The 14,916-nt window shown below is 52.1% G+C and carries 12 protein-coding genes; 7 read left to right on the top strand and 5 right to left on the bottom strand.

Annotated features, from left to right (window positions below; genetic code table 11):
• Nucleotides 1–28 precede the first annotated feature (28 nt).
• Nucleotides 29–1,696: a glutamine--tRNA ligase/YqeY domain fusion protein gene (locus H6624_14705; protein MCB9085594.1), complete on the bottom strand. Its 1,668-nt coding sequence runs from the start codon at nt 1,694–1,696 to the stop codon at nt 29–31.
• Nucleotides 1,697–1,777: 81 nt separating this feature from the next.
• Here H6624_14705 and H6624_14700 point away from each other — a divergent pair, with 81 nt between their 5' ends.
• From H6624_14700 to H6624_14670, 7 genes are all read left to right on the top strand, one after another.
• Nucleotides 1,778–2,293 carry an asparaginase gene (locus H6624_14700; protein ID MCB9085593.1) on the top strand — a complete coding sequence of 172 codons (516 nt, stop codon included), beginning with the start codon at nt 1,778–1,780 and terminating at the stop codon, nt 2,291–2,293.
• A gap of 237 nt (nt 2,294–2,530) precedes the next feature.
• Complete coding sequence (locus H6624_14695; protein MCB9085592.1) at nt 2,531–3,022, top strand: CarD family transcriptional regulator; 492 nt, start codon at nt 2,531–2,533, stop codon at nt 3,020–3,022.
• A 132-nt stretch (nt 3,023–3,154) separates the two neighbouring features.
• A complete protein-coding gene (locus tag H6624_14690) occupies nt 3,155–4,639 on the top strand; it encodes a glutamate--tRNA ligase (GenBank protein ID MCB9085591.1) in 1,485 nt (494 codons plus the stop codon).
• 55 nt (nt 4,640–4,694) lie between these two features.
• Nucleotides 4,695–6,152: a cysteine--tRNA ligase gene (locus tag H6624_14685; GenBank protein MCB9085590.1), complete on the top strand. Its 1,458-nt coding sequence runs from the start codon at nt 4,695–4,697 to the stop codon at nt 6,150–6,152.
• Nucleotides 6,153–6,197: 45 nt separating this feature from the next.
• Entirely contained in the window at nt 6,198–8,273 is a 2,076-nt protein-coding gene (uvrB, locus tag H6624_14680; GenBank protein MCB9085589.1) for an excinuclease ABC subunit UvrB, read from the top strand.
• Between the two features lie 35 nt (nt 8,274–8,308).
• On the top strand, nt 8,309–10,186 hold the full coding sequence (gene uvrC, locus H6624_14675; protein MCB9085588.1) for an excinuclease ABC subunit UvrC: 1,878 nt from the start codon (nt 8,309–8,311) through the stop codon (nt 10,184–10,186).
• A 2-nt stretch (nt 10,187–10,188) separates the two neighbouring features.
• Nucleotides 10,189–10,428 (top strand): hypothetical protein, encoded by a 240-nt coding sequence (locus H6624_14670; GenBank protein MCB9085587.1) that lies wholly within the window; start codon nt 10,189–10,191, stop codon nt 10,426–10,428.
• 317 nt (nt 10,429–10,745) lie between these two features.
• Here H6624_14670 and H6624_14665 read toward each other — a convergent pair whose 3' ends face one another.
• From H6624_14665 to H6624_14650, 4 genes are all read right to left on the bottom strand, one after another.
• A complete protein-coding gene (locus tag H6624_14665; protein MCB9085586.1) occupies nt 10,746–11,195 on the bottom strand; it encodes a hypothetical protein in 450 nt (149 codons plus the stop codon).
• Nucleotides 11,161–12,270: a porin gene (locus H6624_14660; protein MCB9085585.1), complete on the bottom strand. Its 1,110-nt coding sequence runs from the start codon at nt 12,268–12,270 to the stop codon at nt 11,161–11,163. The genes H6624_14665 and H6624_14660 overlap by 35 nt, the downstream gene beginning before the upstream one ends.
• A gap of 39 nt (nt 12,271–12,309) precedes the next feature.
• Nucleotides 12,310–14,010 (bottom strand): hypothetical protein, encoded by a 1,701-nt coding sequence (locus H6624_14655; GenBank protein MCB9085584.1) that lies wholly within the window; start codon nt 14,008–14,010, stop codon nt 12,310–12,312.
• 308 nt (nt 14,011–14,318) lie between these two features.
• Nucleotides 14,319–14,864: a DUF2799 domain-containing protein gene (locus tag H6624_14650; protein ID MCB9085583.1), complete on the bottom strand. Its 546-nt coding sequence runs from the start codon at nt 14,862–14,864 to the stop codon at nt 14,319–14,321.
• Nucleotides 14,865–14,916 lie beyond the last annotated feature (52 nt).

Here is a 14,916-nt window from a genome sequence, read left to right as displayed (position 1 = left end):
TTCGAAAAATACCCGGTACCCTTCGAGACTACCAGGTGCTTTTGAGAGTGACGGCGCGGTTAAAGACCAAAGAGCCGGGCTTAGAGTCCACGTTGTCCAGACAGAAGTATCCCAGACGCTCAAACTGAAAAGCCTCACCGACCTGAGCCTGAGCTAGGGCGGGTTCAATGAGGCAAGACTTCAAAGTCTTCAGTGACTCAGGATTGAGGAAGTCAATAAAGCGCTTTTCCTTGTCGGCATTGGGGTTCTCCACCGTGTACAGTCGATCGTAAACGCGAACCTCAGCCATTTCCGCATGGCGGGCTGAGACCCAGTGGATGATCCCCTTTACCTTACGGCCTTCAGGCTTTTTGCCCAAGGTGTCCGCATCATAGGTGCAGTGGATCTCAGTGATCTTGCCGCTGGCGTCTTTAATCACGTTTTCGCACTTGATGACGTAGGAGTAGCGCAGGCGCACCTCTCCGCCCGGCATCAGGCGCTGGTAGCCCTTGGGAGGGTTCTCCTCAAAGTCCTCACGCTCAATGTAGACCTCACGGCAAAAGGGCATGGCCCTTTCACCTAACTCGGGCTTTTGTGGATGATTGGCCACCTTGAGCTCTTGCACCTGATCTTCGGGGTAATTGGTGATCACCAGCTTTACAGGATCGAGCACAGCCATGCGCCTTTGGGCGTTTTCGTTCAGATCCGAGCGCAGGCTTTCTTCAAGCAGTCCCATATCCAATATGGACTCACTCTTACTCACCCCGGTGGCAAAGCACACATTGCGGATGGAGGCCGGCGTGTAGCCCCGACGGCGCAAACCCCTCAAGGTGGGCATGCGCGGGTCATTCCAGCCATCCACATGTTTGTCGGTGACCAACTCTTTCAGTTGGCGTTTACCCAGCGCCATGTAGTTGAGCTTAAACTTGGCAAATTCAATTTGCTGAGGATGAACCGGGGTCTCCAGTTCATCTAGGACCCAGTCATAAAGAGGGCGGTGGTCCTCAAACTCCAGAGTGCAAATGGAGTGGGTGATGCCTTCGATCTCGTCCGACAGGCAGTGGGTGTAGTCGTACAGTGGGTAAATGCACCATTTGTCCCCGGTGACCGGATGGGAGGCATGGCGAATGCGGTAGATCAAAGGATCGCGCATATTCATGTTGCCTGAACTCATGTCGATCTTGGCTCTCAGGGTGTGAGCCCCATTGGGGAATTCGCCCTTTTTCATGCGTTCAAATAGATCCAAATTCTCTTCCACCGAGCGGTCACGGAACTTGCTGTTGCGGCCCGGAGTGGTCAAATTCCCCCGGTATTCCCGGACTTCGTCCTCGGTCATGCTGCAAACATAGGCCTTGCCGCGCTTAATGAGTTCCACCGCGTAGTCGTAAAGCTGATCAAAGTAGTCCGAAGCATGGCGCAGCTCGTGCCACTCAAAGCCCAACCATTTGATGTCGTCTTTAATGGCCTCAATAAACTCAATGTCTTCGGCCAGGGGATTGGTGTCGTCAAAGCGCAGGTTGCATTTGCCGCCATATTTTTGGGCAATGCCGAAGTTCAGACAAATGGATTTGGCGTGGCCAATGTGGAGATAGCCATTGGGCTCAGGGGGAAAGCGGGTGTGAACCCGGCCACCAAAGCGTCCTGACTCCTTGTGTTCGGCGATAATCGCGTCGATAAAATTGTCCACCAGCGGTATTTTGGAATCGCTGTCAGCCATGGGCAAAACCTCTTCTCGTGAAGCCCATTACATAGCATGAAAAGGGATGGCGACTGAATTAAAATGTGATACTTCAGGCCCATGGAGAAGAAAAGAATTCACATCCTGACCACCGGCGGGACCATCGAAAAATCCTACTGCGAGTACGAGGGGGATTTAAAAAACCGCGAGTCCCTATTGGAGAGAAAGCTTCTACAAAAGCTCCGTCTTCCCTACACCGAGGTCAAACTCACTTCATTGATGGCCAAGGATTCTCTCTACATGACCGATGAAGACCGGGAGATGATTTGGCAGTCGGTGCAGGGGCTCTTTAAGGGCGGCGATCCCATCCTTATTCTCCACGGCACCGACACCATGGAAAACACCATCCAGTACCTCTATAGTAAGGACCCAAAGCCCCCCATTGCGGTGGTCTTTACCGGGGCCATGAAGCCCGTGGGCTTTGACGATACCGACGCCCACCAGAACTTCATTGAGGCCTTTGTCCTCGCCCAGTACGTCCAACCCGGCTATTACATCAGCTTCCATAACCACCTTTTCCCCGCCCCTAAAGTGAGGAAAAACCGGGACACGGGGACCTTTGAATCGACCTTCTGAGGGCAGAGTGACCAAATGCGGCGCTGACAAAGTTGGTCACCTAATGCGGAGTATCTTTACACCTCCTGTTGTAGAGTCCTGAATTACAGAGGGAAAACGAGAATCACTTGGTAAAAATTTCACTCGCATTGTTGTTTTCATATTATTTGATAAGTCGTGTCATAAGTGATATAAAAGATAGTCGCTCTGAGGTCCCATTTGACCGGGACTAACAAGCCACTTGCTGGAGGTTGATGGATGGCTTCAACATTCAATGTTGGTGACAACGCGGTCTATCCTGGACATGGCGTTGGCCAAGTCACTGCGATTGAAACCAAAGAGATTTTGGGTTCTAAGCAGACGTTTTACACCATTCAAATTATTGAGTCCGGAATGAAAATCATGGTTCCCAAGAACAATGCGGAATCCGTGGGTCTTCGTCCGATTATCTCAAAGTCTGAAGCTGCCAAGGTTTTGGAGATCCTGCGTGAAACCGACGTGAAGGTGGATAATCAAACCTGGAACCGCCGCTATCGGGAGTACATGGAGAAGATCAAGACCGGCTCGGTCTATGAGATCGCCGAAGTTCTTCGTGATCTTTTCGTGCTGAAAGTGGACAAAGAGCTGTCCTTTGGTGAGCGTAAGATGCTCGACACAGCTCGTAATCTGCTATTGAAAGAGCTGACTCTGGCCACCAGCAAAGATGAGCTGAGACAGGCTGAGGGTATTGCGGCTATTTTCGATATCTGATCGCGCCCCTGACATTTGAAATTTGGAAGAAATCCAGGCCTCGCTGAGGCCTGGATTTTTTTGTGCCCCATGTTTGCTCCTCAGGGTAAGTTGCGGCATCTTTGCTGTTTGATCTGAGAAGGAGAATCTGACATGGCAGCCTCAACTGGCCCGTCTTTTCGCGTTCGTTTTGCCCCCAGTCCCACCGGTTATCTTCACGTGGGTGGTGCAAGAACAGCCCTCTATTGTTACCTGATGGCCAAAAACATGAAGGGCACATTTGTTCTGCGGGTCGAGGACACGGATGAGGAAAGATCCACCGAAGAGTCCATGCGTATGCAGATCCAAGATCTCCACTGGCTGGGGTTGAAGTGGGATGAGGGACCTCATCCGGAGACTCTTCAGGATATGGGACCCTATGGTCCCTATCGGCAGAGCCAGCGCAAACAAATCTACAAAGAATACGCCGAAAAACTGGTGGAGATGGGTAAGGCCTTTTATTGCTTTATGACCGACGAGGAGCTGGCCGCAGAAAAGCAAAAGGCCGAAGCCGCCGGCCGTGGTCAACAGGTGCTGAGTCCCTATCGGGATCTGTCCACAGAAGAGGCCCGGGCTCGCTTGGCCAAGGGTGACAGTGCGACCATTCGCTTTAAGGTCGAAACCAACAAGCGGGATTATGTCTTGAACGACCTGGTTCGCGGGCAGGTCACCTTTCCTTCGGACATGGTCGGAGACTTTGTGTTGATCCGCTCAAGCGGGATGCCGGTCTACAATTTTTGCTGTGTGATTGACGATGCTCTGATGAAGATCAGTCATGTCTACAGGGCAGAGGAGCACCTCAACAATACACTTCGCCAGATGATGATCTATGAAGGCCTTGGGTTTGAGCTTCCTCAGTTTGGCCATATGTCGATTATTTTGGGACCAGACAAGCAAAAGCTGAGTAAGCGCCACGGTGCCACCAGCTGCAATGAGTACCGGGAGAATGGCTATTTGCCCGAGGCTCTGAATAACTTTATTGCCCTGCTGGGATGGAGCTCCCCCAAGGGTCAGGAGATCATGTCCATGGACGAGATGATCGATCAGATGTCTTTGGATCGCTTCAATTCCAGTCCAGCCGTATTTGATGATCAAAAACTTAAGTGGGTGAATGCCACTCATTTGCGGGCCCTGCCGCACAATGAACTTTGGCAGAGAATGAAGCCTTTTCTGGATGAAGCCGGCCTGGATTTGCCCGCCGACTCCGATTGGCAAAACCGCGCACTCGAACTGATGAAGTCCTATATGGAAACTCTTAAAGACTGTGTGGAATTGTTTCGCCCTCTGTCTAAGGGAACTTTTGCCATCTTGCCTGAGGCCGACGAGACCTTGGGCTGGGAATCCAGCCGAGCGGTGGTCAGCAAATGGATGGAGATTCTCAAGGGCCTCGATGGCCAGCACATGAGCGAAGATCAGTTTAATGAAGCTCAGGATCGGGTGAAGAACGAATGTCAGGTGAAGGGTAAGTTTTTGTTCATGCCCATTCGGGTTGCCGTGCTCGGCAAGCCTCATGGTGCTGAACTAAAAATCCTGGTGCCCTTGATGGAGAAAGAAGACCTGATGGGTCGGGCTCAGGCCGTTCTTGAGGCCATGCCTTGAGGTCTGAGCCGAGTCGGTTTACAATTTTTAGAATACTCACTTAAGGAGAAGGGCCGTGGCCGTACGCATTTACAACACCCAGACTCACCAGAAAGAAGATTTTGTGCCTCTGCACGAAGGCGAGGTGAGAATGTATGTGTGTGGTCCGACGGTTTACGACTATCTTCATGTGGGAAACTTTCGCGGAGCCATCTTTTTTAACATGGTTCGCAATTGGTTTGAGCACCAGGGCTTCAAAGTCACCTATGTGTACAACTACACCGATGTGGACGATAAGATCATCAACCGGGCCAAACAAGAAGGTGTGGACTCAGCAGAAATTGCTGAACGCTACATCAAAGAGTTTCAGAAGGACTACGGGGATCTCAAGCTTCGCCCTCACTCGCGCAATCCGCGAGTGACGGAGTTTATGAGTGAGATCATCGAATTCGTGGAAGAGTTGATCAAAAACGGCAAGGCCTATGTGGTGGATAACGAAGTCTACTACGATGTCCATGCCTTTGATGGCTATGGAAAGCTCAGCAACAAGAACCTGGACGACCTGGAAGCCGGTCACCGGGTGGACGTGGATGAGCGCAAAAAACATCCAGCTGATTTTGCCCTGTGGAAAGCCGCCAAAGAAGGGGAGCCTTCCTGGCCCTCGCCCTGGGGAAAGGGACGGCCTGGCTGGCACATTGAGTGCTCGACCATGGCGAGGACCATCTTAGGTGACACCATTGATATTCATGGTGGTGGTTTGGATTTGGTCTTTCCCCATCATGAAAATGAAGTGGCCCAGAGTGAAGGCTGCACGGGAAAGCCCTTTGTGCGCTACTGGATGCACAACAATATGATCAACTTTGGCGACCAGAAGATGAGCAAGAGCCTGGGGAACATTCGCACCGCTCGCTCCTTTTTAGAGCAATACAATGCGGAGATCCTCAAGTTTATGATGCTCTCTTCTCACTATCGCAGCACCACTGATTTGAGTGAGGAGCAGATCCATCGCTCAATTGCCGGTCTTGCCCGCATTTATTCCGCCATGGCCCATGCCGAGGTTTTGATCCAAGCCCCGCTGGAACTGGCTCCGCTGCCGGACAAATTTGAAAAGGCCATTAACGAGGCTGACGAGGGGATAGCCAAAGCTTTGGATGATGATTTTAACACTCCCGAGGTCATGGCCCGCATTTATGAAGTGATCCGCCTCTACAACAATCTGGCTCGCACTCCGGGCAAGGTGACGGCCGACAAAAAGGCTTTGGCCGAAGTTTTTCTTCACTGGATGAAAAACAAGGGCACCTTGATGGCCTTGTTTCAAGAGAATCCGGCTGAGTACTTGCGAGTGTTGGACGATATGCTTTTAGAGGACAAGGGTCTTAAACGATCCGACATTGATCAACTCGTCACAGCTCGAAGTCAGGCCCGGACGGACAAAAACTGGGCTGAGTCCGATCGTATTCGCGACGAGTTGGCAGCAAAAGGCATTGCCGTCCAGGACAGTCCCGAGGGGACCGTATGGGAAGTGGCCAAGTAATCAAAAGAGAGGTGTTGTCTGTCTAAGCGACAAGCCCGGCCCCCGGTGGGGCAATTCGAGCTGGTGACTCCTCTTAAGCCCTCAGGAGATCAGCCCCGAGCCATAGGTGAAATCACCGAAAATGTTCGCAATGGAGTGGAACATCAGGTTCTCCTCGGTGTGACGGGTTCGGGAAAGACCTTTACCATGGCCAACGTCATTGCTGAGCTCAACTTGCCGGCATTGGTCTTGGCTCCCAACAAAACTCTGGCCGCTCAATTGTTCACCGAGTTTAAAGAGCTGTTTCCTCACAATGCGGTGGAGTACTTCGTCAGTTACTACGACTACTACCAGCCGGAGGCCTATATTCCGGCCACGGATACTTTTATCGAGAAGGATTCGGCGATCAATGAGCAGATCGATCGCATGCGCCACTCGGCCACCCACGCCCTGTTTGAGCGGCGGGACGTGATTATTGTCGCCTCGGTGAGCTGCATCTATGGTTTGGGAAGTCCTGAAGCCTATGAAGGCATGATGATTCATATTGAAAACAACAAGGAGCTCAGGCGGGATCATTTTTTGCGCGAACTGGTGCGTATTCAATATCGTCGCAACGATATTGATTTTCACCGCGGCACTTTCCGTGTGCGGGGAGATGTGGTCGAAGTGCTCCCTCCCTACGAAGAGGAAAAGGCCATCCGGATTGAATTCTTTGGCGACTTCATTGACCGCATTTGTTGGGTCGACCCCTTACGGGGCAAGATTCTTGAAGACATTGACCGCATTGCCATTTATCCCGGCAGTCACTATGTGAGCACCGAGGAAAAGGCCAAAATGGCCATCGAGACTATCCGTGATGAACTCAGAGAGCGGATTCAGCACTACCGTCAGCAGATTCGCTTTCTGGAGGCCGAGCGGATTGAGCAAAGAACCTCTTACGATCTGGAAATGATCTCGGAAATGGGTTTTTGTCCGGGAATTGAAAACTACTCCCGCCACTTCACCGGACGGGATGCTGGTGAAGCGCCGCCCACACTCCTGGAATACTTCCCCGCCCAGTTTTTAACTTTTATTGATGAATCCCATGTGACCGTTCCCCAGGTGGGGGGCATGTACCGGGGAGACCGGGCGCGAAAGCTCACCTTGGTGGACCATGGCTTTCGTTTGCCCTCGGCACTTGATAATCGGCCTCTCAATTTTCAGGAGTTTGAGCACTATATCGATAAGGTCATCTATGTGTCAGCCACTCCTGGCGAATACGAGATGAATAAGAGTGAAGGCCTGGTGGTGGAGCAGATCATCCGGCCCACGGGACTAATTGATCCTAAGGTCGAAGTGCGCCCGGTGACCAACCAGGTGGATGACCTGTTGGGCGAGATTCGCACACGGGCAGAAAAAAAGGAAAGAGTTCTGGTCACCACCTTGACCAAGCGTTCAGCGGAAGATTTGACCGAGTACTACGAGAGTATGGGTGTGAAGGTCAAATACCTCCACAGTGATGTCAAGACGGTGGAGAGAACAGAGATCATCCGCGATCTGCGACTGGGCATCTTTGATGTCTTGGTGGGGATTAACCTTTTGCGTGAGGGTTTGGACATTCCCGAAGTGAGTTTGGTGGCCATTACCGATGCAGACAAAGAGGGCTTTTTGCGTTCCGAGCGATCTTTGATTCAAACCATTGGCCGGGCCGCACGAAACGTCAATGGGACGGTGATTCTCTATGGGGACAAGGTCACCCAGTCCATGCAAAAAGCCATTGATGAGACCAACAGGCGACGCAAGTTGCAGAGCGAGCACAACGAAGAGCACGGGATTACGCCCACGTCCGTGGCCAAGACGGTGCGCAAGGGCTTGGCCGAGATCTACGGCTTTGACCTGCTTGAGGACTTGGAACTGAACAAAAAGAAATCCAAGGTCAAATCACCGGTTAAAAAATATGATTTGGATGCCAAGGGTCTGGGTAAAGAGATCGATAAACTTCGTAAAGATATGAAGAAAGCCGCTGGTGCTCTGGAGTTTGAAGAGGCGGCCCGCATTCGCGATGAGATTAAACGCCTGGAGATGCGTGAATTATTGATGCGCGACGGGCAGGTGGATGAGCAGAGTCATCAAGCAATGGATGGAGACATTGAGTCAGACTGATGTGTTTTGATTCAGGGATGGGTTAAAAGGCCGCCATGGGTGTGAAAAGGATTGAAGAGTTAAAGTCTCTTGTCAAAGAGTTCCCCGAACTCCCCGGTGTCTATTTGATGAAAAACATCCGGGAAAAAGTCATCTATGTGGGCAAAGCCAAAAGCTTGCGCAATCGGGTGCGGTCTTATTTCAACAAAAGCTCGGATAACAGTGTAAAAACCCAGTACCTGGTCAATCAGATCGACCACATTGAGTACATTCTGACCAATACCGAGGTTGAAGCCTTTTTGCTTGAGGCCTCTCTGATCAAAAAATTCCGTCCGCGCTACAATATTCGTCTTAAGGACGACAAGGCCTATCCTTACATCAAAGTCAGCGTGGCCGATGACTTCCCCCGGTTTTACCTCAGCCGCCGGGTGGACAGTGACGGGTCCTTGTATTTTGGACCCTACACGAGCGGCATGGCGGTGCGCGAGACCATTCGCTTTCTCAATCGCACCTTTCGCATTCGCGACTGTTCAGACGCCTTTCTAAAGTCACGCAAACGCCCTTGCATGACCTACCAAATTGGTCGCTGCAGCGGTCCCTGTGTCGATTTGATTAAGCCAAAGGACTATCGCGCGGATGTGGACAGCGCCCTTGAGTATCTAAGGGGTGAGGACAAAAAGGTGGTGCAGGATCTCACCCGGCGGATGCGCGATGCTTCGGAACAAGAACGCTTTGAGGCAGCGGCCAAGTTTCGTGACAGCTTGCGGGCGATTGAGGCCATTTGGGAAAGACAAAGCGTGGTCTCCACCAAGCAGGATCGGGATGTGGACGTGGTGGCCTACTTTGGTGACACGCGAGGGACTTTAATTGAAACCTTGCATATTCGCCGCGGTCGGGTGATCGGCAATCGCTTTCAGTTTTTTCCCAAGTTGGATGTGTCGAAGGAAGGGGAGGACCCACGGGAGTGGATGACTTCCTTTTTGAACCAATACTATGCGGACAATGTGATCCCTGATGAGATTTTGTTGCCTGTAGACCTGGGCGGTGACATTCACAAGCTGCTGATCGATGTGTTTTGGGAAAGGCAGCGCAAGCGGCCCTCATTGGTTCACGCTCTGGATCAAGGCGGACGCGAACTGATGACCATGGCGGAGAAAAACGCCAAGAATCACTTTAAGGATCAGGTAACCAAGCAGGAAAATATCCTTGGCGGCCTTGAGGAGATTCAGAAAAAACTCCACCTTCCGGCCCTGCCAAGAAGGATGGAGTGCTTTGATATCTCCAACTTTCAGGGAGCTCAAACTGTGGCCTCTCAGGTGGTGTTTGAAGAAGGCACGGCCCGCAAAGAGGACTACCGCAAATACAAGATCAAATCCGTGGATGGTCCCAATGACTTCCAGTCGATGAAAGAAGTTTTGTCCCGTCGTTTGGCTCACACCGAATATGAAGATCCACAGTTGATTGTGGTCGACGGGGGCAAAGGCCAATTAAAAATGGCCGTGGAAGTGTTAAAGGAGTTGGGACGACCGGAGATTCCCGTCGTCGGCATGGCCAAGGCCCGTACCCAAGGGGAGTTCACCGATCAGGAAGTGCACGAATCCCAGGAGCGTTTTTTTCTTCCAGGCCGGCAGAACCCGGTTACTTTTCGAAAAGGATCTGAAGCCCTCAATATTCTCGTACAATTGCGGGATGAAGCCCACCGGGTGGCCATAACCTTTCACCGCAAGCTGCGTGAAAAGAGTTTGTTATCCAGCAGTCTCGACCAAGTCCGAGGCCTGGGTGCGCAAAAGAAAAAATACCTTCTCGCCCAGTTTGGCTCCCTCGAAGCCATTCGCCGCGCCGACATCGATGAAATTGCCGCCCTCAAAGGTTTTAACCGCGCTCTCGCCGAAGGCATTCAAGCCGCCCTTAATCATGACAACGAGGAGGAGTAGAAATGTGCCCTGACGAAAAAGATCCATTGGTGATTTTGGTTAGACTCGATTCGACCCAAGGGTTTTTCAGCGTGGCCGATGTATTGGTTATTGCCAGTCGTCTCCAGAACAAAGGATTAAGTGCCATCGTTGAGGCGGCCCCCGGTGCTCTCATGGACACTCCTTCAGCCTTTTTTATCAAGGTTCCCGCTTCTGACATGGATAAGGCCCGAGCGGCTTTGCCCGAGGCCTTGGCTGAATAGGTTAAACATTTACAAACTGCCCCTCTTAATTGGTGATCCACAAAACCGTGTGTTGCCTTTGTCCTGGAATAGGTCCGATTGCCGAGCCATTCCCGGAAATCCGAATCCTCCGCCGTCGCGCATGGTGGGAGGCTGAGTGACCAAGGGGAATAGGCTCAGCCGAACGGGGTGCGGCAGCACGCTGACGCACTCCGAAGACACGCCTGCGGCCGAAAGGCGCGTGAGGATTTGCGGAGAATGGTCGGCAAAGGACCGACTTTACTGATAAAGGATTTTGTGGATCACCAATTAACAGGGGGAGTTTTTAGCCACGTTCCTTAATCTTGGATGGAGACTGTGTTGAGGTCTTTCTTGTCTTGAGTTGAGGGGACAAGGCCAAGGCCACCGTCGCTTCCCTGGACACGGGTGATGATTTCACTGGAGGGTTCAACGAACAGGGGAGGAGTCCCTCGCCCTGAGAAGAGGCGCCTACGCCAATAGGCCAAAAACTGTTGTTGGTCCATGCCGGTATAGCTGTGGACAAAGTCCCTGGCCGCTTGATCGTCGAGGCTTGGCAAAAACACCCGAATGCGGGATTCATTAGAAGTAAAGATTTTTCGTCCCAACAAGATGTCCTTAATCTCGGATTTATTCATCTGGGAGACTTGGCTTTTGGGATTGGCCACCAGGATAAGGGGCTCTCCATGGGCCAGTCCAACGAAACACATCAAGCTGGCAATGAGGCAAAATACCTTAGAAGGCCAGAGAGATTTGGGATTGCCAAACATCTTCACCCTCCTCAATGCTTGCGAATTCAAGCTTTAAAAAAACGTCACTCTCAATATTGTAGTTAAAGCCAAATGTCTGAATGTGCTCCCCATCGCCATTCCACTTGTCCTCATCATCGAAGGAATCATAGCGCAGATAGGGAGTGAATTTGTTCCAGCGATAGGCGAGCTGGACAAAGTAGGCATCCATTTTATTGTCATATGCATCGGCATTTTCTTTGAGCTGAGCCTGCATGTACTCCGTTTGGAAAATCAGCCGTGAAAACACCTCGCCCGTCAGGTGGGCTCCGTAGACATTGATCCGCGCATTTGTCGGCTGATGGTCTTCCGTGTAGTAGCTCAATCCCAATTTAATATTGTCAGGGGAATTAAGCTCCAGACGAGCGCCAATGGGTTTGTCGTGGTCCTTTTTGTCATACTTATAGGGGTTACTCGTGTCACTTCGTCCATTGGTGACGTAAAGATCATAGCTCAAAAACCACTCAGACAAGTGGCCGCCACCTGTGAACCACAATCCTGCAGCCTCCTTAGCATAGAGGCGGTCCTGGACAGAGCCCGAAGGGTTGATCTTTCGCTTCCAGTAAATGGATCTGGGACTTGTAACCGAAAGATAAGTGGGGCTGGCATCGTGATAGGTGTTTTGCTCGCCGTAGGGGGACAAAAACTTCCCCGCTTTCAATTCCAGCCAAGGATTATAGGTGCCAATCAACTGATAGCGGACTTTGATGTCCCCATTAGTTGAGGACTCGGTGTGCATGGGACCGTGCTCATAGGTGACATCTGTAAACAGGCGCCAGTGTTTGGCCACATTGACATTGATATTGGTGGTAAAGTGGTAGGCATCAAAGCCCACCGTCTCACTCTCATAGCGGTTTTCACCGAGCACCACATCGGCATAACCGAAAACGTGGAAGCGGTCCTGCCATTTGCCAGAATCCGCCAGGGCTGTTGGCGAGAACAGTTGTGCCATCAAAAGGAGAATTGGAAGAAGATGAGTCCCGAAGTTGTTTTTACCCATGGAGCCTAAGTCTATTTGAAACCAGACTTGGGTCAATCTTTGGGTGGCAGAGGCCATTTGTTTGCCACCCACGTCATGAGCTTATGAAATCTTAACTTATAGGCAGACCTTCTCGTCAGCGACCGACAGACTCTCAACCTGTGTGGCGTAGGCCGTCGCCACCAGTTGCCCCTCAGATGCCGACCAGTTAGCGGTGGTGTTCATAAGTGAAGAGGTGACTTCCTTGGTCGAAGAACTGTCTGCGCTCACCTGATCACAGGAGGACTCCTGGCCATCGAGGCGGATCAGACCAATGGGATTGTAGCTTCCGCCGACCAGAGCACTATTAAAGGCGATGCGAACAGCACCTCGCTCATCCAAAGTCATGGCCTTTCCGGCAAAGGAGCTTCCCATGCGTTCACCGATGCGGTTCTGACTGAGAATGCGTCCGTCAGCAGTTAGGCGGTAGGCTTGCACGGACCACTGAGAGTCTTGAGCTTCGCGACTGCCGGTAGCCACCACGTCACCATTGGTATCAATCTCAATTGCCTGAATGCGCATCTGCGAGGGAGTGAGATGGGCCCACTCCACCTTGTCGTCGGCCGACAGGCGGAGAATAAAGCCTTGTTCAGAAGTGCCATCGTGATTGCTCAAAGAACCGCCAATAACCAGTCCGCCATCGCGGGTGCTGGCAGCGGCATGGGCCTGGGTGGTGCCACCCAGATTGATCTCTTTAGCACTTATAAACTCACCTTCTTGGCTGAAGCGGGCAATGAGAGCGGATACTTTTGAAAAGTTGCCGCTGGCGGCATAACCCACACCCACAGCCTGGCCACCTGATTCAGTGACGGCCATAAACTCGCCGGATTGAACGCTGGCCAAGCGGCGGCTCCAGCGCACACCCTGGCGACTATCAAATTGAGCCATCAATGGAGCTTTGTTGTCTCCGCGCAGAGAATCTGTGGCCGATCCGGCCAGGTAAGTGTTTTGCTTAGCACTCACCGCATTGAGTTTTGTAACTGCACCAGCGGTAAAGGTCGAAACTTGAATGTCGTTTTGGCCTTGGACGATGACCAGAGCATCGCGACGGTAGATGCCTTCATCACCACGACGTAATACGGATCCAACACTGGTCACTTCACCGGCAAAGGAAGTTGTTTGCGCCGTGATTTCCTCTTGGCCATCGCCTGACAGGCTGATGGCTTGTTGAATTTGTCCATTGGCATTTAACTTAAGAATGGCCACATCTTTATCGCTGCCCTTTTGAACCGTTCCCGCCACAATCAATTGGCCTCCCTGGTAGGAGAGGCCCGAAGCAATGATTCGCTCGGAGCTGCGAAGCAGTTGCAGACGGGGCTGGCTTTGCCCGCCGAATCCCATCTCCACACCAATGAGCTCCACTGATGCAGGCATATATCCCGGAGGAGGAATATAGCCGGGAGGGGGAATGTATCCCGGAGGAGGTGTTCCGGGAGGAATTACAGGTGGGGGAATGATCACCACCGGAGGAGTGCCGGGTCCACCCGGTCCACCGGGACCACCCGGCCCACCAGGACCGCCTGGTCCACCGGGGCCACCAGGACCGCCGGGACCTGTTCCTGGGCCACCAGGACCCGTTCCAGGCCCACCAGGGCCACCGGCGCCGGGGCCAAGGCCGCCGACTCCGCCGCCCTCTTCACTGGGCTGGTTTTTGGCTGTGAACTTCACTTTGGCGCAGTTCTGGAACACGCCAAAGCTCAGACCTACTAATATTGTCAGAAGGGAATAGAACACCCTTGAGCTCCACCATGTGGAACTCTGCCATCCAAAAAATCTCATGAACTTCTCCACCCATTTTACGCAGGAAACAGGAACAGCGATCTCCAGGACGTGCAACTTGGCTACACAGATCGCGGGTACACACTCAGTATGCCCGCAAATCTGAGCGACTTACAAATCAGATTGAGACAGTGATCTCAAGCTGAGACACTTTTTAAAATGTGGAAGAATTTCTGATTACTCAATGATTTCAAGAGATAAGGAGTAGACAGTTTTACACAGGGGGACTGCGGAGAGGGTGTTACCTTACCTCGCACTTGACCACACCTTAAACACTCTGTCCGAGTTCAAAACCCACAAATTGAAATTTAGAGGCTGCGCTTAAGTTCCTGGAGGGCCTTGTCGTTTTGCACGCGGGCACTTTTGAGGTTTTCGACCTGCTTACCCAAGGCGCCCTTTTGTTGGGCGGAGATTTGGGCCGAGCGCAGACGGGCGAGGAGAGTTTCCAGTTCCGAGGAGATTTCCTGATTGGCCTTTTCAAGCTGGTAGACCTTGCGGCCCACACGGTAACGGCTGAGGAACTCCACTTCTTCGTCCACCGGGCAGACATAGTAGTAGATCTGACCCGTGCGGCCCATTTCAAAGCCATTGTCCGAGGTGCAAAAGTCCACGAGTCCGGCATTTCGGCCGTTGAGATAAAGGTTTTCGCGGGCGATTTCAGATTTGAGTCCACAGTCCTGGCGACGGCTCTCGTAGACGTTGACGGGGAGGCCTTGGGCTCCGTCCCGGCGGCCGAGCTCATACCAGTCTGCATTTTCACAGCCCTGGCGATCCAAAGGAGGATTGGTGACACAGGAACTCAGGACCATTCCGGCAGTCAGTATGTAAAAAATGTAAAGGAACCCTCGGATCATGAACGACCTCACAGGATTTCCAAGTTAGGGGGCAGGGGGCCAAAAGGCAACA

It is taken from the genome of Pseudobdellovibrionaceae bacterium (genome assembly GCA_020635075.1).
Classification (GTDB): Bacteria; Bdellovibrionota; Bdellovibrionia; order Bdellovibrionales; family UBA1609; genus JADZEO01.
This window is presented reverse-complemented; position numbering and strand designations above follow the sequence as displayed.